Origin of the sequence: Chryseobacterium gotjawalense (genome assembly GCF_030012525.1) — a bacterium.
In the GTDB taxonomy this organism is placed as follows: Bacteria; Bacteroidota; Bacteroidia; order Flavobacteriales; family Weeksellaceae; genus Kaistella; species Kaistella gotjawalense.
In genome coordinates this window covers 427864-452307 of sequence record NZ_CP124855.1, presented here as the reverse complement: position 1 = coordinate 452307, position 24444 = coordinate 427864, and the positions used below count along the sequence as shown (strand labels likewise).

General features: G+C 36.8%; 25 protein-coding genes, 1 tRNA gene and 1 pseudogene. 6 read left to right on the top strand and 21 right to left on the bottom strand.

Annotation, left to right across the window (positions count from 1 at the left end):
- Window positions 1-24 precede the first annotated feature (24 nt).
- The 5 genes from QGN23_RS02000 to QGN23_RS01980 all read right to left on the bottom strand — a co-directional run bounded on the left by QGN23_RS02000 (window position 25) and on the right by QGN23_RS01980 (window position 3586).
- The gene (locus QGN23_RS02000; protein WP_282905365.1) at window positions 25-591 is read right to left on the bottom strand and encodes a YceI family protein; all 567 of its coding nucleotides are present in this window, start codon (window positions 589-591) and stop codon (window positions 25-27) included.
- A 75-nt stretch (window positions 592-666) separates the two neighbouring features.
- Window positions 667-1254, bottom strand: a complete 588-nt coding sequence (locus QGN23_RS01995) for a YceI family protein (protein WP_282905364.1) — start codon at window positions 1252-1254, stop codon at window positions 667-669.
- Window positions 1255-1319: 65 nt separating this feature from the next.
- On the bottom strand, window positions 1320-2372 hold the full coding sequence (locus QGN23_RS01990; RefSeq protein WP_282905363.1) for a glucokinase: 1053 nt from the start codon (window positions 2370-2372) through the stop codon (window positions 1320-1322).
- A 105-nt stretch (window positions 2373-2477) separates the two neighbouring features.
- Window positions 2478-3056 carry an outer membrane beta-barrel protein gene (locus QGN23_RS01985; RefSeq protein ID WP_282905362.1) on the bottom strand — a complete coding sequence of 193 codons (579 nt, stop codon included), beginning with the start codon at window positions 3054-3056 and terminating at the stop codon, window positions 2478-2480.
- A gap of 242 nt (window positions 3057-3298) precedes the next feature.
- The gene (locus QGN23_RS01980) at window positions 3299-3586 is read right to left on the bottom strand and encodes a rhodanese-like domain-containing protein (protein ID WP_282905361.1); all 288 of its coding nucleotides are present in this window, start codon (window positions 3584-3586) and stop codon (window positions 3299-3301) included.
- A gap of 73 nt (window positions 3587-3659) precedes the next feature.
- On the opposite strand from QGN23_RS01980, the gene queG reads away from it, so the two are divergent.
- Both queG and QGN23_RS01970 read left to right on the top strand, forming a co-directional pair.
- Window positions 3660-4616, top strand: coding sequence for a tRNA epoxyqueuosine(34) reductase QueG (queG, locus tag QGN23_RS01975; protein WP_282905360.1), 957 nt, complete (start codon window positions 3660-3662; stop codon window positions 4614-4616).
- 29 nt (window positions 4617-4645) lie between these two features.
- Window positions 4646-5323, top strand: a complete 678-nt coding sequence (locus tag QGN23_RS01970; RefSeq protein ID WP_282905359.1) for a TIGR02117 family protein — start codon at window positions 4646-4648, stop codon at window positions 5321-5323.
- 148 nt (window positions 5324-5471) lie between these two features.
- On the opposite strand, the gene QGN23_RS01965 is transcribed toward QGN23_RS01970, so the two are convergent.
- The 5 genes from QGN23_RS01965 to QGN23_RS01945 all read right to left on the bottom strand — a co-directional run bounded on the left by QGN23_RS01965 (window position 5472) and on the right by QGN23_RS01945 (window position 9598).
- Complete coding sequence (locus tag QGN23_RS01965; RefSeq protein ID WP_282905358.1) at window positions 5472-5981, bottom strand: hypothetical protein; 510 nt, start codon at window positions 5979-5981, stop codon at window positions 5472-5474.
- Between the two features lie 56 nt (window positions 5982-6037).
- Window positions 6038-7372, bottom strand: coding sequence for a hypothetical protein (locus tag QGN23_RS01960; RefSeq protein WP_282905357.1), 1335 nt, complete (start codon window positions 7370-7372; stop codon window positions 6038-6040).
- Window positions 7373-7412: 40 nt separating this feature from the next.
- On the bottom strand, window positions 7413-7946 hold the full coding sequence (locus tag QGN23_RS01955; protein ID WP_282905356.1) for a YceI family protein: 534 nt from the start codon (window positions 7944-7946) through the stop codon (window positions 7413-7415).
- A gap of 687 nt (window positions 7947-8633) precedes the next feature.
- Window positions 8634-8718 (bottom strand) — tRNA-Leu (locus QGN23_RS01950).
- 115 nt (window positions 8719-8833) lie between these two features.
- Window positions 8834-9598, bottom strand: coding sequence for an MBL fold metallo-hydrolase (locus tag QGN23_RS01945; protein ID WP_282905355.1), 765 nt, complete (start codon window positions 9596-9598; stop codon window positions 8834-8836).
- Between the two features lie 56 nt (window positions 9599-9654).
- On the opposite strand from QGN23_RS01945, the gene QGN23_RS01940 reads away from it, so the two are divergent.
- Together QGN23_RS01940 and QGN23_RS01935 are read left to right on the top strand one after the other, a co-directional pair.
- Window positions 9655-11082, top strand: coding sequence for a TonB-dependent receptor (locus QGN23_RS01940; protein WP_396127357.1), 1428 nt, complete (start codon window positions 9655-9657; stop codon window positions 11080-11082).
- A 13-nt stretch (window positions 11083-11095) separates the two neighbouring features.
- Entirely contained in the window at window positions 11096-11545 is a 450-nt protein-coding gene (locus QGN23_RS01935) for a GAF domain-containing protein (protein WP_282905353.1), read from the top strand.
- A gap of 70 nt (window positions 11546-11615) precedes the next feature.
- Here QGN23_RS01935 and QGN23_RS01930 read toward each other — a convergent pair whose 3' ends face one another.
- Window positions 11616-12086: a GNAT family N-acetyltransferase gene (locus tag QGN23_RS01930; RefSeq protein WP_282905352.1), complete on the bottom strand. Its 471-nt coding sequence runs from the start codon at window positions 12084-12086 to the stop codon at window positions 11616-11618.
- A 416-nt stretch (window positions 12087-12502) separates the two neighbouring features.
- Window positions 12503-13828, bottom strand: coding sequence for a dihydrolipoamide acetyltransferase family protein (locus tag QGN23_RS01925; protein ID WP_282905351.1), 1326 nt, complete (start codon window positions 13826-13828; stop codon window positions 12503-12505).
- 130 nt (window positions 13829-13958) lie between these two features.
- On the opposite strand from QGN23_RS01925, the gene QGN23_RS01920 reads away from it, so the two are divergent.
- Window positions 13959-14252, top strand: coding sequence for a putative quinol monooxygenase (locus QGN23_RS01920; protein ID WP_282905350.1), 294 nt, complete (start codon window positions 13959-13961; stop codon window positions 14250-14252).
- Window position 14253: 1 nt separating this feature from the next.
- Window positions 14254-14874: a peptide deformylase gene (locus QGN23_RS01915; RefSeq protein ID WP_282905349.1), complete on the top strand. Its 621-nt coding sequence runs from the start codon at window positions 14254-14256 to the stop codon at window positions 14872-14874.
- Window positions 14875-15040: 166 nt separating this feature from the next.
- Here QGN23_RS01915 and lipB read toward each other — a convergent pair whose 3' ends face one another.
- The 9 genes and pseudogenes from lipB to QGN23_RS01875 form a co-directional block, all read right to left on the bottom strand.
- Window positions 15041-15763 (bottom strand): lipoyl(octanoyl) transferase LipB, encoded by a 723-nt coding sequence (lipB, locus tag QGN23_RS01910; protein WP_282905348.1) that lies wholly within the window; start codon window positions 15761-15763, stop codon window positions 15041-15043.
- 196 nt (window positions 15764-15959) lie between these two features.
- Window positions 15960-16742, bottom strand: coding sequence for a tryptophan synthase subunit alpha (trpA, locus tag QGN23_RS01905; RefSeq protein ID WP_282905347.1), 783 nt, complete (start codon window positions 16740-16742; stop codon window positions 15960-15962).
- A gap of 146 nt (window positions 16743-16888) precedes the next feature.
- A complete protein-coding gene (gene trpB, locus QGN23_RS14865) occupies window positions 16889-18067 on the bottom strand; it encodes a tryptophan synthase subunit beta (protein ID WP_317622322.1) in 1179 nt (392 codons plus the stop codon).
- Between the two features lie 90 nt (window positions 18068-18157).
- A pseudogene (locus QGN23_RS14860) lies at window positions 18158-18667 on the bottom strand (phosphoribosylanthranilate isomerase); the annotation flags it as partial.
- Between the two features lie 115 nt (window positions 18668-18782).
- The gene (gene trpC / locus QGN23_RS01895; RefSeq protein WP_282905345.1) at window positions 18783-19562 is read right to left on the bottom strand and encodes an indole-3-glycerol phosphate synthase TrpC; all 780 of its coding nucleotides are present in this window, start codon (window positions 19560-19562) and stop codon (window positions 18783-18785) included.
- Between the two features lie 125 nt (window positions 19563-19687).
- Window positions 19688-20674 carry an anthranilate phosphoribosyltransferase gene (gene trpD, locus QGN23_RS01890; RefSeq protein WP_282905344.1) on the bottom strand — a complete coding sequence of 329 codons (987 nt, stop codon included), beginning with the start codon at window positions 20672-20674 and terminating at the stop codon, window positions 19688-19690.
- A gap of 64 nt (window positions 20675-20738) precedes the next feature.
- Entirely contained in the window at window positions 20739-21308 is a 570-nt protein-coding gene (locus tag QGN23_RS01885) for an anthranilate synthase component II (protein WP_282905343.1), read from the bottom strand.
- A gap of 76 nt (window positions 21309-21384) precedes the next feature.
- The gene (locus tag QGN23_RS01880; RefSeq protein ID WP_282905342.1) at window positions 21385-22803 is read right to left on the bottom strand and encodes an anthranilate synthase component I family protein; all 1419 of its coding nucleotides are present in this window, start codon (window positions 22801-22803) and stop codon (window positions 21385-21387) included.
- Window positions 22804-23315: 512 nt separating this feature from the next.
- The gene (locus tag QGN23_RS01875; RefSeq protein ID WP_282905341.1) at window positions 23316-24440 is read right to left on the bottom strand and encodes an efflux RND transporter periplasmic adaptor subunit; all 1125 of its coding nucleotides are present in this window, start codon (window positions 24438-24440) and stop codon (window positions 23316-23318) included.
- Between the last annotated feature and the right edge of the window lie 4 nt (window positions 24441-24444).

Here is a 24444-nt window from a genome sequence, read left to right as displayed (position 1 = left end):
TTCTTTACTAATATTTTGTTAAAGTTATTTCGCAGTAACATTGATGATCATATCGATGTCGTCTTTCACAATAACATCTTTTGCTGCTGAAGCATAAGCGATATCAAATTTCTGACGGTCAAAACTGAATTTATCCGAAACGATATTCAATACTCCGTTTTTCAAAGAAATTTTCGCTGGGAAAGCCACAGGATTTGTCTTATTTTTTGCGGTAAGATTTCCGTAAATCATATAAGGAAATGCTTTGTTATTGTTCTTTTTTACGGATGTAATTTTGTAAGTTGCCACTGGGAACTTATCGGTTTCGAAAAAATCACCTGTTTTTAAATGGTTGTTTAATTTGGTTTGGTATTCGCCTGATAAATCGGTTGCATTAATACTGTTCATATCCAAAGAGAAAGTACCTCCAACGATATTATTCCCTTTCATGACCACATCTCCGGATTGCAAATTAACGACTCCGTTGTGTGATGAAGCTTCGGTTTTTGCTAATTTATATCCAAACCACTGAACGTTTGAATCTGTTACTTTTTTGGTTTGACCAAACATTATTCCTCCAGCTAACAGCGCTGCTAATACTAAATTTTTCATTGTTTTTATTTAAATTTGAATTGCAAAAGTATTTAAAATTTCAGTAACATCGTATTGATGTAGGATAATAAAACTTTATTTAGCCTTAACAGTAACATTTATCTCGACCTCATTACTGATTAGCATGTCCTCGAAAATATTGTATTGCAACCCGTAATCTTTTCTGTTAAAAGTAAATTGAGCAGAAGTCAAAGTATAAACAACATTATTTTTAGAAACCTTTACCGGAAAAGAAATGTTTTTAGAAATTCCTTTGACCGTCAATGGTCCCGCAACCTGATAATTGTATCCATTGCTATTAATTTTCTTTACAGATTTGATCTGAAAGGACGCTGTCGGAAATTTATTCGTATCGAAAAAATCATCACTTTTCAAATGATTCTCCAGCATTTTCTTCATTTTGGGATCTTCATTCATATCTGCGGCATCGATGGTTTTCATATCCATGACGAAACTGCCTCCAGCCAAATCATCACCATTAAAAATGAGATTTCCCTCTTTTAAGCTGACTGTTCCAAAATGAGAAAGCGATTCTGCTCTAAGGGTTTTGTACGCCTTCCAGCGAATCTCAGATGACAGAATTGTTTTTGATTGAGAAAATACTGTAAGTGAAAACAAACCGAATATAATGGGCGCTAACTTCTTCAGCAAAATCTTATTCATTAGAATTAAAATTATTTTAAAAATGAAAAAACTCCGCTTTTAAGCGAAGTTTCTATGTGATATAATTAAGATTTTTTATAGAAAGCGGCGTATAATGCTGCTCCATTGATAATTGTTTTTTTATCTTTCACTAAATAAATCGGGATATCCTTTAAGATGTTTTCCATTTTATCACTGATGATGAAATTTTTATAAAACTTCTTGTTATTAAGGAATTCCTCCAGCATTACCGGAATTTCGCCACTCAGGAATAATCCACCGGTTGCTTTCATTTTGAGAACCAGACTGTTAGCTTCACGCGCAAGATACACCAAAAATGTTTCTATGGTCATAGTACAAATCCGGTCTTTTTTTTCAACTGCTCCATGAATAATTGCTTGAGTGAAATTACCGGCCTCGATTTCCTTGCTCAACCAATCCGGCTGCACCTGTTGCTTTACGTCTCTCAGGAAGCGATAAACATTAAATAAACCTCCTGTAGAAAGTACAGATTCCCAACTTACGATGCCGTATATTTTTTGCAAAAAGGAGTAAAAATCCACTTCGTCATTCGTTCTTGGTGAGAATTCGCAATGGCCACCTTCGGTTGCAAAAGGTCTTAAAAAAGATCCGTCCCAAAACAGAGCTGCTTCTCCTAAACCGTCACCCGGCGCCAAAAGTACAGCATTACCCGGCGTGAAATGTGCCGAATCATGAATTTTAACAAAATCACTTTCTGCCACATGTTCTAAACCATAAGCAGACGCTTCTAAATCATTTATCAGGAAAACTTCATTAATTTGAGTGTTCTTTTTAATTTCGTCGGCATCTAATTTCCAAGGTAACCTTTGCGGTGCACTTTTCCCACCAATAACTGGTCCTGGCACAGCAACTGCAATTTTTGCAATATTTTCCAAAGAATTTTCATTGATAAATCCCAGCACCATTTCCGAAAAAGAACTGAATTCTTTTGTAGAATACGATTTTTCAATTTTCAGAAATATGCGTCTGTTTTCAGTGGCATAAAGGCCGATAACCGTTTTTTCATCTCTAAGATCAACTGCGATCAAAGCGACATTATCGTTCGTTTCCGAAGAAATCCCGGGTAAAAAAAGATTGAATTTATTTTTAGTTTCCATGGTATAATGTAATTAATCAAAGATAATAATTGTTTTTAAAACAGCACTTAAAAAATAAAAAAACCTCCTTTGCTGCCAAAGAAGGTCTAAAAATTTAAGCGAAGATTACTTACCTAGCGGGATGTTATACCCTACTCCTACGCCAATTGCACCAGCGTTATATTTCTGATCTCCAATTTCTCCTTTGTTTCCGGTAAATGTTTTTTGATACTGAAGAGAGAAGTTCCAGTCTTGATTATGGTAACCGATTTCTGGTTTGATGTAAAATCCGCCATCTGGTCGATCAGGCGATCCAACATTAGAAGCAACTTTGTCATCACCAACGATGAAACCGTAACCAAGGTCAGTTCCAAGATAGAAACCCATTTGTTTTGGATAAAATCTGATCAAAGCCGCAACAGGAATTACCCCGAAGTCATTGTTATCAATATCAACACCATTTACGGTATTATTTCTACCAAAGAAGTGACTGTACCCTGTCGCGATACCTAAACCGAAGCCTGGAGTTACCAGATTCTGGTAAGAAACATCTAATCCTACAGTTCCACCAGCATTTTCTGCAGGAACAGCTATACCACCGTTGATACCAACTTTCAGCATGTTTGTCATATCTGCACTTTGTGCACTCATTAATCCTGCTGTCATTAATCCTAATGCAAAGATTGATTTCTTCATTGAATTCATAATTTTAAATTTTAAATTTTACATGAAGGTACTTGTCAAAATCATGCCAAAAGTGATAATATTTTGTTAAAATTTAAAGCAACAAATGCCAGAAACCTGACTATCAACAGAATAATGATGCTTTATATTCCAACAAATATTTAGATTATTTAACAACTATTTGTATTTTAATTGGGAACATTAAAATAAGGCAAAAAAAAAGAGCTGATTCACGATCAACTCCTCTTTTTTAAAACAATTTTTTACAGATTTTCTAAAGTTTGCTGCATATCACCGTAACCTCCTCCATTGTAGACCTCCGGTAAATTTTGAGATTTAAAAAACTCCATGGCTTTACCGCTTCTGTTTCCGCTTCTGCAGAAAAATATTTTCGGACCGTTTAACTGTTCTATTTCATCTTTTCGATCCTGGATTTCTCCTAAAGGAATATTCAGGGCAGACTCTATTTCGCCATCCATTTCAAGTTCCATTGGTTCGCGAACATCTATTAAATGGTAATTCCCTGCTTTTAAAATTTCTTCTATTGACATATTTTGTTTTTTACTGGTTATAAAGATTTAAGACACAAATTTATAAAATATTGTTAGTTTTGCAAGGAAATCTATGTTACAAAGTCCAGAAAATTACTCGAACCTCGTCAAAACCAAAGCAAAAAAGTTTGGTTTTCAAAATTGTGGAATTTCACGGGCTGATTTTTTAGAAGAAGATGCAAAACCCTTTGAAAGTTGGCTGAACAAAAATTACCATGGACAAATGTCTTACATGGAAAATTATTTCGACAAACGACTGGATCCGCGGTTGCTGGTTGAAGGGTCGAAATCGGTAATTTCTCTTTCGTACAACTATTTTCCGGAGGAAGATCTTTTTGGGACTGATCAGTTGAAGATTTCTAAGTATGCTTATGGTGAAGATTATCATGAGATTATTAAAGAAATTCTACGGGAAATGGTTGCAGAACTTCAAGATGAAATCGGTGATTTTCAATGCCGGATTTTCACAGATTCTGCACCGATTTTAGAAAGAAGCTGGGCGAAAAAATCCGGAATTGGCTGGGTGGGAAAAAATGCCAACCTCATCACCAAACAGACAGGCTCTTTTTATTTTTTAGCGGAAATCATTTGCGATCTGGAACTTCAGGAAGATTTTGCGACCAAAGATCATTGTGGTTCCTGTAGAAAATGCATCGATGCCTGCCCAACAGAGGCCATCGTTTCGGATAAAGTGATCGATGGAAGTAAATGCATTTCATACGCAACCATCGAACTGAAAAACGAAATCCCCGAAAGTTTTAAAAACAAAATGGAAGACTGGATGTTTGGTTGCGACATCTGTCAGGACGTTTGCCCGTGGAACCGATTTTCAAAACCTCATCAGCAGGAAAAGTTTAAACCTAATCCTTTGCTTGCCACTTTAGAAAAATCGGAATGGCAGGAACTCTCGCAAGAATTATTTTCAGACCTATTTCGAAAATCACCCGTAAAGAGAACGAAATTTGCTGGTTTAAAGAGAAATATAGAATTTCTGACTGCTTCTGAGATTCCTGATTTTCACAAAAAATAATATTCACTTTTATATAAATAAAATCTACATTGAAAAAAACGCTCCAAATTATCCTCAAAGGTTTAGCCGGAATTGTTGGCTTAGTCCTCATCTACATTATTCTTGCCTTAACAATTCCTTTGATTCCGGTTCAGAAAAAAGCGACGACCGGAAAGGCAGAAATCCCTGTTTATCTTTACACCAACGGCGTTCATACTGATATCGTGCTTCCCATTAAAAATAATCAAACAGATTGGAGCAACAGCATATTATTTAAAAATACGGTTTCTAAAAGTACTGATTTTAATTATGTCGGAATTGGCTGGGGCGATAAAGGGTTTTATCTGGACACGCCAACCTGGGCAGAACTTAAAGTTTCGACGGCCTTTCATGCGGCTTTTTGGTTGGGCGATTCGGCGATGCACTGTACCTTTTATAAAACGATGAAAGAAGGTGATGACTGTAAAAAATTAATGCTTACTCAATCCCAATATGCAGATTTAATCCGATTTGTAGATTCTAAATTTGATAAAAATGCGATGGGACAAAATATTTTAATTCCGACTGATGCGGTTTATAGTAAAGATGACGCATTTTATGAAGCGAAAGGAAGTTACAGTTTCCTCTATACCTGTAACACCTGGACCAATGATGCATTAAAAGCAGCCGGACAAAAAGCAGCACTTTGGACACCGACTGATTTCGGGATTTTTCAGCACTATAAATAGGGTTGATTTCCATCTTAAATACTTTATAAAGGACGCCAACAGAAGTTTGCTGGAACTGGCCGAATCTCAAAAAGGAGTGGAAATCTCCGGAAACAGCAATAAAAAAGTTCCCGGTTAAAGGAACTTAAAAAAAGAAAATCAATTAAATTTAATCTTTTGTTTCTAAACTGAATACGAGATCCAGCTCATCTTTCACATAGACCATCCCGCCCATTTTCTTTGGTGGCACAATCTTAAAGTCCGAAAACCTCAATCTTTTATTTCCAACCAAACTGTTATTATAGAGAGAAAATTCTATATTATACCTTCTTGCAACGGTCATCATTTTCACTTCTACCACTGCTTCAAATTTATTGGAGTTTGATTTTTTGAATTCTATAAATCTAATGTTCAGATTTGGATATTTATCCGATTGCAATACTTTTCTAAAATCAGCAGTCATCATTTTATTTCTGCAATCAAAATCATCTACTGCTACGCTGATATTCGGGAGTTGATTTCCTGTAAAAGAATAAACAGAGCTTGAATTTTTGAACTTAGGATTACTACATTTAAACGTATTAATATTAGTCCAGCCATTAATTTCCAGTCCATTTTTCTGTGCAAAAACATTTGCCGAAAAAAGCAGGATTGCGAATATGATGATTTTATTTTTCATGATTTTAGATAGAAAAAGGGGTTTATAATAACCCCTTTTTCCTGAATATTTAATAATTAGAAACCTATGGTCGCTTCAAACATAATTCCATTAAACTTACCACCTCTTAGAGCACTGGTTGCTCCCCAAACGGCATCATCGTTATATTTCTGGGTAACATACTCTACTTTTGCAAGTACATTTCTGGTCATAAACCAACCTCCGCCTAAGTTAAATCTGTCGATTTTTCTTTCTGCAGAAACCTTATCGTCTTTTCCACTGACAGAGTTGTATCTTCCACCGAAATAGAACTGCTCAGCACCTCCAAATCTGTAAAGTAATTCTGCACCTAGTTGGGTATAAGCGCCATCTGTAGCTCTTTCCGTCAATCCACTTGCTTTATTACCTGAAACATATTCATAAACTCCGAAGAATTCTAATCCTTGATATTTAATGAATGGATTCACCTGAACCGCCTGTACTTTTTTGAATCCAGGATTGAATCTTCCGGTTGCCTGGTTATTCATTCCCATTAAATCATTTTGAGTTAAAAGTACGTAATAATATCTACTTCCTGCTCTATCTGCACTGTATAAATTGCCACCAGTAGTTAAACCGTTCGTCTGGATGAATGACCCTGTCAATCTTACTCTCAGATCTTCGCTAATCTGTTTATCATAACCGATTTTCGCGTAAACAGAAGGTGAATTCCAGCTGGTTCCTTTAACAGGAGTTTGGTTTAATTTTCCATTGGAAACACCTACCATTCCTATGAAATTTTTATAAAACCCGTACGCTTCCCCAAACGCCTCTGTGGTGAAGCTATCCATAATATAATTTCCTACAAATGGATTATTGATTGCTTTTGCGTTATCCGTTCTTCTGAAGTGAGTATCACCGTAGTTAATCTCATCCATACCAACTTTTACTCTCGCATATTTCATAATATCGGCAGCGAAACCTTCTTTAATGAAATCTAAGTTATCAACTTGAATATATCCACCTTTCACCCAAGCTTCGTTATGATGCCTTGCAGAAAGATAAGTTCTTAAATGCATTTTCACCCCTTTTGCTAAGTAAGCATTTACATCTAAGTTAGCGGTAGGAAGGTTAAAATCTTTCCCCATTACCTGTAATGTATTCGGCGTAGTCGTTCCGGTTACAACTCCTAAAGACGGAGCTTTTGTAGAATGATCCAACGCTTGAAACTGTAGTGCGAAGTCACCTCCTACTGAAACTTTTATACCATCAAACGCAGGAGATTCACCTTTTGGATCTTCAAACACGTTACGTGATGATTTTTCCGGAGCCAAATAGTCTCTCATTGAAGTTGAAACTTCCTGAGCGCTGACAAAACTGATTCCTGTAACTAATGCGGCGAGCATTGAAGCTCTGATTACCATAGTTTTCATATTTTTAATTTTTAATTGTTAATTGTTTGTTTGTTGATTTTTAGTTGGCAACAGCATTAACTGTTATTGTGATTTCATTTCCTGTTTTCACAGTGTTCATCATAAATGCCGGTGGAGTAATTCCGTAATCAGTCATTTTAATACTTGTCTGGCCCCAAACGGTGTAAGAATTACCATTTTTTGTAACGTTTACAGGTAAAGTAATTGTTTTGGTAACGTTGGTTACTGTCAATTTACCAGTCATTGTTCCTTTGCCCATATTTACCGAAGCCGCCGTAAAAGTGATGTTCGGATATTTATCAGCTTCAATCGCTTTATAAGCGTTACTGTCCATAGGACCTTTTCCACTTTTCAATGTTTTAGAACCCATTTTATAAGTAATATCCTGAATTGCATTTCCGGAAACATTTCCAGAAAAAGTACCACTGGTTGAAGTCATGCTCCATTCGTGTAAAGTAGACGTTCCAGAAACAGTAGTTTTTACGTTGCTGCTGTTAATTTTTTGAGCAGCTACTAATCCTGAAAACATTCCGAATGCGAGGACCAGTGTTTTAAAGTTTACTAAATTTTTCATTGTATCTAATTTTAAATATTTGTAAGGTTGGGTTTACCATCATTTTGTAGTACAAAGATATCCCAATAATTATTAGATTCATAATAAATAACGTTTAATATAAATGACATATATCTTATTATATTAAAAAAATATCAAAACACCAATAAAAACATATTATAATTAACTATATCACAAAATATAAGCTCCTTATCTTGAAATTAAATAAAAAAAAACCAATTGTGTTAAATATTGTTAATAACTCAAATGTAAGGCGAGCGAAAAACTTGATAGAAGTCATAATAAAATTGATAATTTATTTTAAAAAATGACTTATTTTATGATAACCTTAAATAGAATAAAGAAAAATAGTGTGGATTATTCAGCGCATTAAATGCGTTATTTTTACCAAAGCAAAAATTGAAGAGAAAGGTAGAAATATTTAATTTTGAAGAAGTTAAAATGGTATTGAAATTCTTATAGACCTGAGAACTATAAAGTATATGCTAAATCTTCACTGGGGAGAAAAACAAATTTATAAATGTGAAACTAGCCTGGGAGTCAGCATACAGTCAGCATACATTAGGGGTTGCCGGGAAGATGGGTGCAGTTTGGTTACTTTAAAGTGTAGGCAAAACAGGAGTTTTTTTTGCGTTCAGGTTATAACAACATAAAAAGCCTCTGCGAATCAATGATTGCAGAGGCTTTTGGTACCCGGTACCAGAATCGAACTGGTACATCTTGCGATACTAGAGTTTGAGTCTAGCGCGTCTACCAATTCCGCCAACCGGGCTTTTTTTAAATTGGTGTGCAAATATAGAATTATTTTTTATCTAAGGAAAATTATTTGCTGATTTTTTTACTATTATCTCAGAAAATTCAACTCCCAATAATTAACTGCCTGATTATCAAAAGACCAATTCCAGACCGTCATAAGCAAGATGCACATTCTCCGGAAGCTCCAACTCTACTTCATCATGTAAACCTAAGTGATGAGAGATGTGGGTGAGAAACATTTTCTTCGGTTTTAACTCCTCAAAGAGTTCCAAAACCTGCGGCAATATAAAATGTGCAGGATGCAAATCTGTTTTGCGGATGCAGTTCAGAATCAGAAAATCCAGATTTTTTAATTTTTCTTTTTCCGTGTCCGATATAAAACTCGCATCTGTTATGTAGACCAGGTTTTTTAATTTATACCCAAAAATAGAAATCTTACCGTGCGACACGTCGACAGGAATTACCTCAGTCTCTAAAAGCGTAAAAGGTTTTTCGATTTCATGAAGGTTAAATGCTGGAGCACTGGGATATCTTACATCTGCAAACGCATAGGGAAATCTTAATTTTATTTCTTCACCTACCCTTTTCTGACAATAGAGATCAATATTTTTTCCATTCCGAAAAATCAACGGACGCAAGTCATCCAATCCAATCACATGGTCATTATGTTCATGAGTCAGCAGCACTGCATCGATTTGCTCTTCATTATTAGTAAGCATTTGCATGCGGAAATCGGGTCCGCAGTCGATGAGGATCTTTTTATCGTTGTCCGCAGTCACCAAAGCCGATGAACGGAAACGTTTGTCCTTTGGATTTGATGATTCGCAAACCTCACAATGGCATCCAATGACCGGAACACCTTGAGAAGTCCCGGTTCCTAAAAATTTCAACTTCATATTTTTTGATGTTGGTTTAATTTTGGTAAATTTACAAAAAATAAGAATTGACAGTGATTCAACCGAAATTAACACCGAAACAGAAAGCATTAGCGATTAATCTGGATCAAACTATTTATGGCACTTTCGCCGAGATTGGTGCCGGTCAGGAAACAGTCCGCCATTTTTTCAGAGCGGGCGGCGCTTCCCAAACCATTGCAAAGGCAATGTCTGCTTACGACAAAGACTTCAGTGACGCTATCTATGGCAAAGAGGCCAAGAACAGATATGTCACCCAAAACCGACTCCGTAAAATGCTGCGGTACGAAGTTTCTTTAATTGAAGAGCGCGTATCCCGTGCAACCTGTCCAGGCAGAAAATTTTTCTCTTACGCAAATACCGTAACGACCATTAATTTCGATAAGACCATGAAAGGTCACGGTTGGGTCGGCTTGCGTTTTCAGTGTCATGAAGCTGATGATTACAACGAGATCGTCCTTCATGTAAAGTTTAATGAAAATGATGCCACTTTACAGCAGGAAACTTTAGGAAGCTTAGGAGTGAACCTTATCTATGGCGCTTTCAACTATGCCGATAATCCGCGCAGAATGATTAACTCGCTCTTAGACGACATTTCCAAAGATAATATAGAAATCGACATGATTGATTTCAGCGGACCCGCTTTCAGCTATGTTGACAACCGACTGATGAGTTTGCAGCTGGTAAAGAACGGGATGACCGATGCGGTGATTTTCAATTCAGAGGGAAACAATATGTTACCTGCCGATATTCTTTACAAGAAAAACATTTTTGCGGTTCGTGGGAGTTTCCGTCCTGTAACTTTGGTTAATATTGATATGTTTGAAAAAGGCCTTGAAATGTTCAAAAAAGATTGGGGCTGCAGTCAGGAAGAAACCGAGGTCTTATTTGAAATTACCATTGCCAATTTGAGAGCTGCCGGAGATATCGACGAAAGGGATTTCCTGGACAGAGTCGATATTTTAGGAAAACTGGGATATACGGTAATCATCTCTAACTTCTCAGAATACTATCGACTGATCGACTATTTCGCTCCTTATACCAATGGTAAAATCGGGGTAGCAATGGGCGTAAATAATTTGCTTGATGTTTTCGATGAAAATTATTACGAAAATCTTTCTGGAGGTATTTTGGAAGCGTTCGGTAAATTTTTCAGAAAAGGAATGCGCGTTTACCTCTACCCTTACAAAGATCCTGAAACCCAGCAGTTATTAACCGCTAATAATTTAAAGGTTAATGACAGTTTGAAAGAATTGTTCAAATACTTTAAACACAACAAAAGAATCGTTGATATTCAGAATTACAATCCTAATTATTCCGAAATATATTCCCGGATCATCCTTGATAAAATTGCAAACCATATTCCAGGATGGGAAAAAGAGGTCCCGGAAGGGGTTTCAGATTTAATTAAAGAGCGCGGAATGTTCGGTTATAAAGAAGAACTAAAACTCAAAGAATTTTCTTAAAATAAAAACAATTATGTCGGAAATAAAAAAACGTCTTTCTTCAATAATAGAAAGTCCCACTCACAATACGGAAGTTAAATTACAAAAAATCTGTCAGTTACTGGATCAGGAAATCTCCTATTTCAACTGGACTGGATTTTACTTTAAAAACGGAGACAAAGAGGAACTGATTCTGGGACCTTATGTCGGCGCACCCACAGATCACACCATTATTCCTTACGGAAAGGGAATTTGCGGCCAGGTTGCTGTTTCCAATGAAACCTTCGTGGTGCCGGATGTCCATGAACAGGACAACTATTTAAGCTGCTCCATCGACACGAAAGCTGAAATCGTAGTTCCCATTATGAAAGACGGCGTAAACATTGGCCAGATCGATATCGATTCCCATAAAATAAATCCTTTCACAGATGAAGACAGGGAAATGTTGGAATGGCTGTGTGATGAGGTTGCAAAGATTATGTAATCAAATTTGATTTAAATAACAAAAAGTGTGGATTTTCTATAAATCCACACTTTTTGTTTACTGAATATTTTTATTGCGCCAAATCTGCGATTCCTTTTTTGTCTAAACGGTAAACGGTCCATCCATCCATAGGTTTTGCCTGCAGCGATTTGTAGAAATCAATGGCGGGCGTATTCCAGTTAAGCACCGACCATTCCATTCTGCCGCAGTTTTCGTCTTTAGCAATTTTGGCAAGTTCGATGAAGAGTTTTTTGCCATATCCTTTTCCGCGGTATTCCGGTTCTACGAAAAGATCTTCCAAATATAAACCCGGTTTGCCAACAAAGGTGGAGAAATTGTAAAAATACAAAGCAAATCCAACCGGCTTATCATTTTCTTCGGCAATCAAAACTTTCGAGAATTTGTGGGTAAAGATATTCTCCTTTAATTCTTCCACGGAAGTGATGACTTCATCTTCCATTTTCTCGTAAACGGCTAGTTTTTTAATTAAATCAAAGATGATCGGTGTATCTGACTCGGTGGCTTTTCTAATTTGGAACATTTGTTTTTATATTTTAAAAAGCCAAAGTTAAGGTTTTTGAGAGAATTTTAGAAGCCATGAATGCACGAATTTCTCCTTTAAAAAAACATCTTCAATGTATCATACTTCAAAATAAATTTCCTGCTTTTTAAAATTGTAAAGACACATTCATAGCATAAAAAATAGATATTCGTGCATTCGTGGCTAAAAAAATATTAAAACAATTAGAAGCCACGAATGCACGAATTTTCCTCTCAAAAAACATCTTTGTATCATACTTCAGAATAAATTCACTTTTTTTTATTAAAATTATAAGAATCCAGTTATAACAAATGAAATAGAAATTCGTGCATTCGTGGCTAAAAATTAAATCGGCCACTAAAAAAAACCTTTGAGAAATTCTCAAAGGTTTTTTTTATCTTATTGTCTGCTGAAAATTATATTTCAGTATCTAAATCCCAATTCTGAAGGTAATCATGAACGTGTTTCAGGAACATTCCGCCCAAAGAACCGTCTACCACGCGGTGATCGTAAGAATGTGACATAAACATCAAGTTGCGGATTGCAATCACATCGCCGTCTTTGGTTTCTAAAACTGCAGGTTTTTTCACAATCGCGCCGACTGCCAGAATAGCAACCTGTGGCTGCGGAATAATCGGCGTTCCCATAAGGTTTCCGAATCCTCCGACATTGGAAATGGTGTACGTTGCACCTTGGGTATCTTCCGGTCTTAATTTTTTATTCCGTGCCCGGTGCGCCAAATCGTTAATGGCTTTTGCCAAACCGGAAAGCGACAGCTGATCTGCATTTTTTATCACGGGAACAATTAAATTTCCGTCCGGAAGTGCGGTTGCCATTCCAATATTGATATTTTTCTTTTTGATGATTTTATCGCCATCTACAGAAACATTGATCATCGGGAAATCCTGGATGGCTTTTACGATTGCTTTTACGAAAATCGGCATGTACGTTAATTTCTCACCTTCCCGTTTTTCGAATAAATCTTTATGTTTCGTTCTCCATTTTACCACGTTTGTCACGTCGGTTTCGATGAAAGAAGTTACGTGCGGCGCGGTATGTTTGCTTTTCACCATCGCATCGGCAATGATTTTCCGAACTCTGTCCATTTGGATGATTTCGTCGCCTGCTCCTACTTTTAAAGGTGCAGAAACCGGAGCCGGAGTTGAGGCTACAGAAACTTGCGCTACGGCGGCTTGTGCAGGTGCCGGAGTAGTTCTGTTGGAAACGAACGCTAAGATATCTTCTTTGGTAATTCTTCCTTCTAATCCGCTTCCTTTGATGGACTGCAATTCGTTGTCAGAAATTTTTTCGCTTTGTGCAATTGATTTTACGAGTGGTGACAAATACAAATCAGATCCTTCGAAACTGGTCGCCGTTTTTGAACTTTCCATCGCTTCTTCCAAACCTTTTACCACGTCGGGATCTACATTGGGTATTTCAGTTTGTACTTCTTCTGCAGATTTTGGTTCCTGTGGTTGAGCTGCAACTCCGTCATCTGTACCTGCAACTTCCAAAATTGCAATGGCTTCGCCAATCTTTGCAACTTCATCTTTATGTTTCAGAATTTTAATAATTTTCCCCGAAACAGGGGTCGGAACGTCGGAATCTACTTTGTCGGTAGCAATTTCAACTACAGATTCATCTTCTTTTACAGTATCGCCTTCATTATACAACCAACTGATAATCGTTGCTTCCATAACGCCCTCTCCCATTGAGGGAAGTAGTAATTTATATTCTGCCATTTTTTATTTCGCTTTTTACAAAGATAAAAATTTTTATGGATTAGGAAATAATGAATTTTCACCTCTCTTTTTTGATTTTTTTTCAATATTTAAAATTTCAATATTTACATTTGTAGAAATATTTACCCCCATGAAAAACCTGTATATCGTTGCCCTGTTCCAGTTCAAAGAAAATAACCTGATGGACGCGCTGGAACTGTTGAAAAAATTAGTGATTGAAACCCGAAAAGAAGACGGCTGCCTACAATATGATTTAGTGGAAGATCATACCAACAAAGGCGTTTTCTTTATCGTAGAACTTTGGGAAAGCGAAGAACACCACCATCAACATAACGGCACCGACCATTTAATAAACTTCAGAAATCAATCGGCTTCCCTTTTAGAAAAATCTGCACAGGTTTATAAAGGGTACAAAACTTTTTAAAATGATGAGAAAATATTCATTATTGCTGATATTGTTTTCTGTATTCACTTTTTCACAAAAATATACCAAGCAGGAAATTGCCAGAATTACAGAAGGAAATATCGATACCGCTTTACCCATCTTCCAGACCTCTGATTCTTTGCAAAATAAAGTTTTACTCGGTCACTCGATCGATGCACATCCAAAAAATAGATACACCAAAATCTTGGTTAACCGAATGAAGTCAGCGTTAATTTCAACTGACGGCGGAGTCGGAATCGCCGCTCCACAAGTTGGGATCAACCGAAATATTATTTGGGCAAAAAGATTTGATAAAGAAGGAACACCATTGGAATATTTTATTAATCCTAAAATTATTTGGCGTTCAGAAGTTTTGAATTTAGGTCCGGAAGGTGATTTATCCATCGAAGTTTTCCGGGATTATTTTTATCGAAGTCAGGTTATTCAGTTGGAATATTTTGATTTAAATGGGAAGAAACACACAGAAATTGTAGAAGGATTTACCGCTGTAATTCTGCAGCACGAAATCGATCATCTTTCGGGAATTTTGATTTCTGATAAAATTGAGAATCAGAAAATGAAGACTTTCGAAAAAGTAGAATTGTATAAAGAAATACAATAGAAAACTAAATATTTTTACCGCAAAAGAGACAAAAAATCCTAAGACTTCCAAGTAAAAAGAATTTCAAAAGGTTGCAAAAAGTAAGACCATCCATCTTTTGCAAACTTTTGAACAGTGAATTAAAATAAAACTTTTGCGTCTTTTGCGGTTAAAAACTTAGAAGCCACTAAACGATTTCCGCTTCAAAAACTTCGCAGAAATGTTTTTTAATTTTCTCTTTGACTTCATCCATTTCTTGTGGTGAAAATTCCCGTTCTAATTCTCTTTGCATCGAAGTCACTGCTTTATCTTTGATTCCGCACGGAATGATGTATTCGAAATAGCGCAGATCGGTATTTACATTCAAACCCAAACCGTGCATGGTCACCCATTTTGAAGTTTTCACGCCCATGGCGCAGATCTTTCGGACATACGGTTTCCCAACATCCAGCCAAACTCCGGTTTCACCTTCACTACGTTCGCCTTTCAAACCATATTCTGCAATCACTCTGATAATCACTTCCTCCAGATTCCGCATGTAGAGGAAAATATCAGATTTAAAATTATCGAGATCCAAAATAGGATATCCCACAATTTGTCCGAAACCGTGATAAGTAATATCTCCGCCGCGGTTCGTTTTCACAAAAGTGGCATTGATTTCCTCCAGCTTTTTGGCATTTGCGAGCATATTATGTTCGTCCCCAGATTTACCGATCGTATAAACATGCGGATGCTCAACAAACAACAAATAATTCGGAGTTATATGCTGAATTTCATCGGGTTGACTGCGGTTTTCAAGTTTTAAAGCGATGATTTCCTTCATCAGCTTTTCCTGATAGTCGAAAGCCGGTTCATAATCCATCAAACCTAATTCCTGAAACTGCAAATTTCTATTCTGTGTGCTTGTCATTTTATTTTACTTTTTTGGGCAATCCCCTCTCCATCGCTTTTCCAGCCGCTCGGGTCGGGCTATCCGTTACAATCTTTTTTTTCAAAAAAGGATTTCCACTCCTATCCCTATTGCGGGATTTTGCTTTTTTTCAACTTTTGTGTCACGAATTAAGCCAGAAGATTCTTCGATTTTTATTCCCGGCAAATTTATAAAATTAATTTATTATGCTGCGAATAAAACTTTCTGCTTTCTCTGCCCAATCCTCATTGTTCAATAAAATATTCACAAAGGCAGTTCCGATAATTCCGCCATCTGCTTTTTTGGTCACTTTATCAAAATCAGATTTGTTTTTAATTCCAAATCCAATCATGACGGGATTTTTCAAACCTAAATTCGCCAGTCGGTTCAGGTATTCTTCGTTGTTTATTTCTTTCGCATTATTTCCGGTCGTCGAAGAACTTGAAACTGCGTACAGAAAACCGGAACTTAAAGAATCTAAATATTTTATTCTTTCATCGGAAGTTTCCGGCGTGACTAAAAAGATAAAATTCAGACTGTATTTCTCTAAAATTATTCTGTAGTTTTTCTCAAATTCCACGGCCGGTAAATCCGGAATAATCAATCCCGAAACCCCGGAATCTTTACATTCTTTACAAAAATTTTCGAAACCGAAACTTAAAACAGGATTGATGTAGCCCATTAAAATAATGGGAATATTCATTTCTGATTTCACCGATTTCAGTTGACTGAAAAGTTCTGCGATGGTCATTCCTTTTTTCAGAGCAATTTCGTGTGCTTTCTGAATCACAGGTCCATCGGCAACGGGATCAGAATAAGGCATTCCGATTTCGATGTAATCTGCGCCTGAATATTGGATTAGTTTTAATATTTCTGTAGTGTCTTTCAACTTCGGAATTCCGGCGGTGAAATAGATGTTGAGTTTTTTTTCAGGTCCGAAGTTGGAGGTTGGAAGTTTGATGCTGGTGTTATTATTCATTTTTTTGTTTTAAATAGGGTTTTGTAAAAATACGGAATCTGCGACCCGGCTTGAACGGAGCTCTTTTTATATTGGTGGCTGAGCGAAGCCGAAGCCAGCACTATAAAAAAGCGGGAGTGGAAGACGGAAAAGTCGCCCAAATAATGCTATAAATTTTTCAAATACGTTTCCATATCCTTATCGCCTCTTCCGCTCAAACAAATCACGACGACGTCTTCTTTTTTAAACTTTTTCTTTCCCAAAACCGCCAAAGCGTGCGCCGATTCCAGGGCAGGAATAATTCCCTCAATCTGAGTCAGTTCAAACGCAGATTTCAGCGCTTCTTCATCGGTAATGCTGAAAAATTCTGCTCTTTTTTCTTTAAATAAATTCGCATGAAAAGGGCCGATTCCGGGATAATCTAAACCGGCAGAAATCGAATGCGGCTCGATGACCTGTCCATCTTCCGTTTGCATCACCAAACTTTTACTACCGTGCAAAACCCCTAAAGTTCCGAGGAAAGTGGTCGCTGCAGATTTTCCGGAATCCAACCCGAAACCGCCCGCTTCTGCTGCAATAATTTTCACGGCCGGTTCATCTACAAAATGATAGAAAGTACCGGCAGCATTGCTTCCGCCACCAACACAGGCGATTACGTAATCGGGATTTTCACGACCGATTTTCTCTTTTAACTGCCATTTTATTTCTTCGGAAATGACACTTTGAAAACGTGCGACTAAGTCGGGAAAAGGATGCGGCCCAACGACACTGCCGATGATATAATGCGTGGTCGAAGCATTATTGATCCAATCCCGAAGCGCTTCATTCACGGCATCTTTCAACGTTTTCGATCCTGATGTTGCGGGAATTACTGTGGCACCCAACATTTTCATCCGTCCAACATTCGGGGCTTGACGGGCAATGTCGATTTCGCCCATATAAACGATGCATTCCAGATTCATCAAAGCGCACGCAGTTGCCGTTGCCACGCCATGTTGACCGGCGCCGGTTTCAGCGATAATCCTTTTTTTTCCTAACTTTTTCGCCAATAAAACCTGTCCCAACGCATTATTGATTTTATGGGCACCGGTGTGATTCAAATCTTCGCGCTTCAAATAAACCTGCGTTTGGTATTTTTCGCTCAAATTTTTAGAAAAATACAGTGGCGTTGCGCGGCCTACATAATTTTTCAACAGATCACGAAACTCGGTTTGGAATTCTTCTGAATTGATAATGTCTAAATACTGATTTTGTAACTGTTCGACATTTGGATACAGCATTTCGGGAACGAAAGCGCCGCCAAATTCGCCATAATATCCGTTTTTGTCGGGGTTTTGATAGTTCATAATTTTTATTTTTGGAGCGGTGTTAACAACGCTTATGAAGTTTTTAATTTTTTCTAAATCCTTATTTCCCGGCTCAATTTCAAATTTTGAATTGATATCCAGAGCGAAAGGTTGCTGTTCTAATAATTTTATATTTTCAATATTTTCTTCTGAAATCCCACCACTTAGAAAATAAGGTTTGGTGATTTTTAACTCATTTAAAATTTGCCAGTCGAAGGTTTTTCCGGTTCCGCCAAACGATTTGGAATCGGTATCGAATAAAAGATCTGAGATTTGAGATTTGAGATTTAAGATGTTTTCGACTTGATTTTTAACTTCAGACGAATCATTTCCTACTCTAATCGCTTTTATAATTCCGACTTCGGGCTTTAATTTTTGTTTTAATTCTGTGATAAAATTTTCGTCTTCGTCGCCGTGAAGCTGAATAAAATTCAATCCTGATTTTTCAGTAATATCAATGATTTTCTCAATCTTTTCATTGACGAAAACACCGATTTTGCCTTGATGATTAATGGATTTAATTTCATTGCAAGTCAAAGTATTCAAAACATAACGCGGTGATTTTTCGTAAAATATAAAGCCCAAGAAATCAATATTCATTGCCACTAATTCACGAATTTGATTGAGTTTTGTAAGACCGCAAACTTTTAATTTCATATTATTTTTTTGCCACCAATACACGAATTAAATAAAACCGTTCGTGAATTCGTGGCTTCTAATTTTTAATTATATTGATCAACTCTCCGAATGCAAGTCCCGGATCTTCATTTCGCATAAAATATTCTCCCATTAAAAAGGCGTCAAATCCTTTTTCTTTCAGGAATTTGAAATCCTCAACAGCATAAATTCCACTTTCTGCAACAGCCAGAATTTCTTTTGGCAACATGTTTTTCAAATTAACAGAATGCTGTAAATCGACTTTGAAATCTTTTAAATTTCGATTATTTATTCCCGCCAAATCTACGTTTCTATTAATATGTTTGAGTTCTTCTTCGGTATGGATTTCCAACAAAACTTCTAAATCCAGCCCGTGAGATAATTCCGTAAACTCCTGAACCTGCGCTGGCGACAGACAACTTGCGATTAACAAAACAGCATCGGCTCCGTTGGCTTTTGCTTCGTAAAACTGGTATTCGTCAATCATGAAATCTTTACGCAAAATGGGAATTGAAATTTCCTGTCTTACTTTTAAAATATCGTGCAGCGTCCCGCCAAAAAAGCTTTCATCAGTTAAAATTGAAATTCCGCTTGCCCCGAATTTTTCGTATGATTTTGCGACTTCTGAAACATCAGCTTTATCATTAATAATTCCTTTACTCGGTGACTTTCTTTTAAATTCAGAGATGATGCCGCTTCCCGATTTGACGGATTTTTTTAAGGAAAAAGTTTTGCGCTGAAAAAACACGGCCTCCTTTAATTCAGTTAAAGAGATTTTCTTTTTTGCCTGGGCAACTTCTATCTTTTTATGTTCGATTATTTTGTTGAGAATATTCATTTTTATTTCTAATTTTTATTTGTAGCAGAGTTTGCGACCCGGCTTGAGCGGAAATCCTTTTTTGTGGAGCAAAACGGAACAAAAAAGATTGGGAGCGGAAGACGGAAATTGTCGCCCCAAAAACGCTAATCAATCACTTTTTTAAAACAATTCAGTGCTTTTCCTTGCAGTAAACTTTCTGTCGCCATCATTAAGCAATTTTCATACTCACCGTATTTTTCGGTATTTTTCAAAGCCATTGCGGCGTTGGCCAAAACCACGGCGTTCTGTTCATAAGATCCTTTGCCTTCCAGAATTTTTTTGAAAATCTGCGCGGCTTCTTCGGTACTGTTTCCCCCAAAAATGGTTTCAGGTTCGATATTTCTGAACTGTAATTCCTGGGCGGAATAAATACTTTCGCCGTTTTTATCCATGATTTTGGTATCGCCGGTCAAACTGATTTCATCGTAACCATCCAATGCATTGACTAACAGAAAATCGGCGTTTTTTTTCTGTAGCAAATACTGATAGATCCGTGCAATCTCAAGATTCGCGACACCGATCATGGTGTATTTTGGTTTCGCCGGATTAATCAAAGGTCCCAGGATATTGAAAAAAGTTTTCAAGCCTAAATTTTTACGCATCGGCGCAATAGATTTTAAAGAAGTGTGGAAAATCGGCGCGTGTAAATAACAGAAATTTCCTTTTTCTAAATCAATTTTTAAGTCGGCTTCAGTTTCTTTAAAACGATAACCGAGCGTTTCTAAAACATTGGATGCACCACTGATCGTGGAAGCTGCGTAATTTCCGTGTTTTGCCACTTTTTGTCCGGTTCCGGCTACGACCAGACTCGCCAAAGTTGAAATATTAAAGGTGTTTTTTCCGTCACCACCCGTTCCAACGATATCCACCAAATCGTCGGTTCCCAAATCAATTTGAGGCGCGAGTTGCTGCAACGCTTCGGTGAAACCTTCCAGTTCTGCCAACGTAATACTTCTCATCAGGAAAACTGTGACGAAAGAGGTGACTTCAATTTCATTGAAAATATTCTTTGAAATTTCCAGGAGAATCGATTTCGCTTGCGCTTTGCTTAATGTTTGATGGTTGAATAAATATTGTAAGATGTCTTTCATTTTAAATTTTTTCATGTTTCATAGGGCTTCACCCTGTGCTATTGATTGTCGCCACTTCGTGGCTTTAGTTTTTTAAAAAATTCTCAATTATTTTTCTTCCGTCGGGTGTTAAAATACTTTCAGGATGATACTGAACGGCGTGAACATCGTACGTTTTATGTTGCAAAGACATGATCATTCCATTTTCGTCAATTGAAGTTATTTCCAGTTCTTCCGGAAAACCGTCGGGATTCACGGCCCAACTGTGATATCTTCCGACTTCTAAATTTTCGGCCAAATCCTGTAAAAGCAACGCCTCTTTTTTAATGGTTTTTGCGGTAGTTGCGACGCCGTGATAGATTTCCGTTAAATTAATCAGACTTCCGCCAAACGCTTCTGCGATTGCCTGCTGACCGAGACAAACGCCTAAAATAGATTTTGTTGGTGCGTATTTTTTTATTAAATCAATTAAAATTCCCGCTTCACCCGGAATTCCCGGTCCGGGAGAAAGCACAATTTTATCATACTTTTCGATTTCCTCCAAAGTGATTTCATCATTGCGGAAGACCTCTACCTTTTCTCCCACAATCTGCTCAATCATTTGAACCAAATTGTAAGTGAAACTGTCGTAATTATCGAAGACTAATATTTTCATAAGATTAACTTTATTAATGTACCCATTTATCAATGTAGCAGTTTATTAATTGTTACAGTGTTAAACTTTCAGATTGTTATATTGAGGTAGCTTTTTTAACCGCCATTTTCAGGGCATTCAATTTATTGTTCACTTCCTGCAGTTCATTTTCTGCAGAGGATTTCGCGACAATTCCGGCTCCGGCTTGATAGTACAATGTATTATTTTTACTTAAAAAAGTACGGATCATAATCGCCTGATTGCAGCTTCCATCAAAACCGACAAAACCGATACATCCTCCGTAAAACGAACGGGAAGTTTCCTCGTAAGAATCGATCAGTTCCATGCCTTTATATTTTGGCGCTCCGCTCAAAGTTCCCTGCGGAAAAGTCGTGGCGATCATTTCATAAGGATTTTGATTTTCTTCAACCTCGGCAGTAACTTCGCTGACCAGATGAATGACGTGAGAAAAAAACTGGACTTCTTTCAACTTCGTCACCGTCGTGTTTTTTCCGCAGATGCTTAAATCGTTTCGTGCCAAATCAACCAACATCGTGTGTTCGGCATTTTCCTTGGCATCTTTTTTCAGATCTTCAGCGGCTTTCAAATCTTCTTCAATATTTCCGGTTCGTTTAAAAGTCCCTGCAATCGGATGAATAATGGCTTTTCCATCTTTAATAATCAACTGACTTTCCGGACTGGAGCCCAATAATTTGTAATCGCCGTAATCGAAATAAAATAAATATGGCGAAGGATTGATATGTCTTAAAGCACGATAAACATTGAATTCATCACCGTTAAATTTCTGTTCAAATCGGCGGCTCAACACCAACTGGAAAACATCGCCACGGAAACAATGTTTTTTGGCAGTTTCGACCAATTCGCGGTATTCTTCGTCTTTTAAATTGGAAGTTTCTTCGTCAATTTTTTGAAAAGGAAAAATAGGTGCGTTTTTCTGATTGATTAAATTTTCAATTTCGGGCAGATCAGATCTTAAATCCTTAATTTTATTTTCAATGATGAACATTTCATCGTTGTAATGGTTAATTGCGATGACGTATTGATAAAGTCGGTAACGCAGTAACGGGATTTCATTTTCTTCTGACCGATCTTTAAACTTTATATTTTCGAAGAACGGAATGGCATCGTAACTCGTATAACCAAAAAATCCCTGAGCGGATTTACCGATTTCTCTTGAAGGCTTCTCGCAAACAAAACACTTGGTAAAATCATTTAATAATTCACTCAACTTCTCTTTTTCTAAAGCGATTTTTTGAGGATTCCCAAGAGGAAATTTAATTTCTGCTTCCTGAAAATTTCGGATTTCAATTCCGGCAACTGCATTGATGGCGATGAAGGAAAAATTGTTATCGGTATTTTGATTTCCGGCACTTTCGAGCAAAATCGTGTCCCGAAATTTATCGCGCAGACGCAAATAAATTCCGACCGGTGTGAAAAGATCGCTCATCACCGATTTTACGGTGGTTTTTATGTTGATTTTAGTATCAAAATTCATTTGACTTTTATTTTTTTTAATTATAAACTCATTGGAGTGCATGATTCTGTTTTTCACTTTTGGGCATAAAAAAAGACTTCAACGGATCCCGTCAAAGTCTTTTATATGTTTTTTACAAACAGAATACAAGATTTGCTTCAGACCCTAAAGGAGTTTGAATGCCACCACCAAGTATTGTTTGTTATTGAATTCATTTGTAGAGAAATATTTTTTTTCAATTTCAAATGGAACGGTCATTATTCTTTTTAAGAAATATTTGAGACGCGTTTCATTGAGGCAAATATATAAATGTTTTTTTTATCTGCAAGTAATTTTTAAAAAAATTAGTAACTATCCAAAAAATCAAATCCTTATTTTTTAACCGCAAAAGTGGTAAAAGACAAATGAACTGAAAAGGTTTTCAAAAGACTGCAAAATGGTAAAGCCATTATTTCATGGTGCTTTTGCAAACTTTTGATTTATTTTAAAGTAAACTTTTGTTTCTTTTGCGGTTTAAAAAATCAGACCATTATTTACTCTTCTACATTTTTCAGCGCCATCAATAATTGGTAAGCACCTTTTGTGACGAACTTTTTGTTTGAATTCTCTTTTTTAAAGTTTAAAAGTTCGGTAAAACCATTTTCAGAATTACCGATTTCTACGGGAAACATTCTGTAAGTTTTGGGTTTTATTTCTTCGAAAACATATTGTTTTTCCTCCCAGGTAACAACCGCATCATCGGGAATAACCGTTCCATTAGCAGAATCAGCCTCGATTTCAGCATTCATAAAAGTTCCAGGAATTAAAGACAGATTATTATCCACAAAATGACAGTGAACCAATACGCTACGGTCTGCCGAGAAATCTTTTCCAATGATGAAAATCCGGGCTTCATATTTTTTTGCAGGATTTTGATTGGTGAAGGCAAAGACTTTTTGGCCTGTTTTAATTTTATTTAAATCCTTTTCAAAAACCTTTAAAGCCAAATGAATATCACCAGTATTCACGATATCAAACATTTTATCCATCGGCGACACATATTGTCCGATATTCACATTCACGGTCGAAACATATCCTGAAATTGGAGAAGTGACTGCGAAAGTCCGCCGGATATTATTTGCGTTTAAAGAATTCGGATTAATGCCCAAGGCTGATAATTTCTGCGCCATTCCCTTCATCATAATGTTTTGATTTTGGCTTTCATTAAAGGCTTTTTGGGTTACTTTATCGGAGCTGGCTTTGTTTGTATTCAAATCTTTTTGGCGGGAATAATCCTGTTGAGCATATTGAAGATTCGATTTTGCCAACAAATAATCCTGTTGAAGCTGAACTAATTCAGGATTTTCTAAGGTTGCTAAACTCTGTCCTTTTTTCACAAAATTTCCGGGCATAAATCGGGAAACTCTCACATAACCTCCACTTGGAGCAGAAACGCTTGCCATTCCTTGTGGTGGCACGTCGATCTGTCCGGTGAGCATAATTTTGTGCGCGATATCGAGATTGCTTAACGTGTTGGTTTCAATTCCCGAGTTTTTGATCTGCAAGTCGTTTAAAGTGACCTGATCTCCGTGAACGGTGCTGATCTCTTCCTGAACCGTTTCTTTTTTGGAACAGGAAAAAATTATCAGACTTAAAAGTATTAAAAGTAGTTTTCTCATTGTA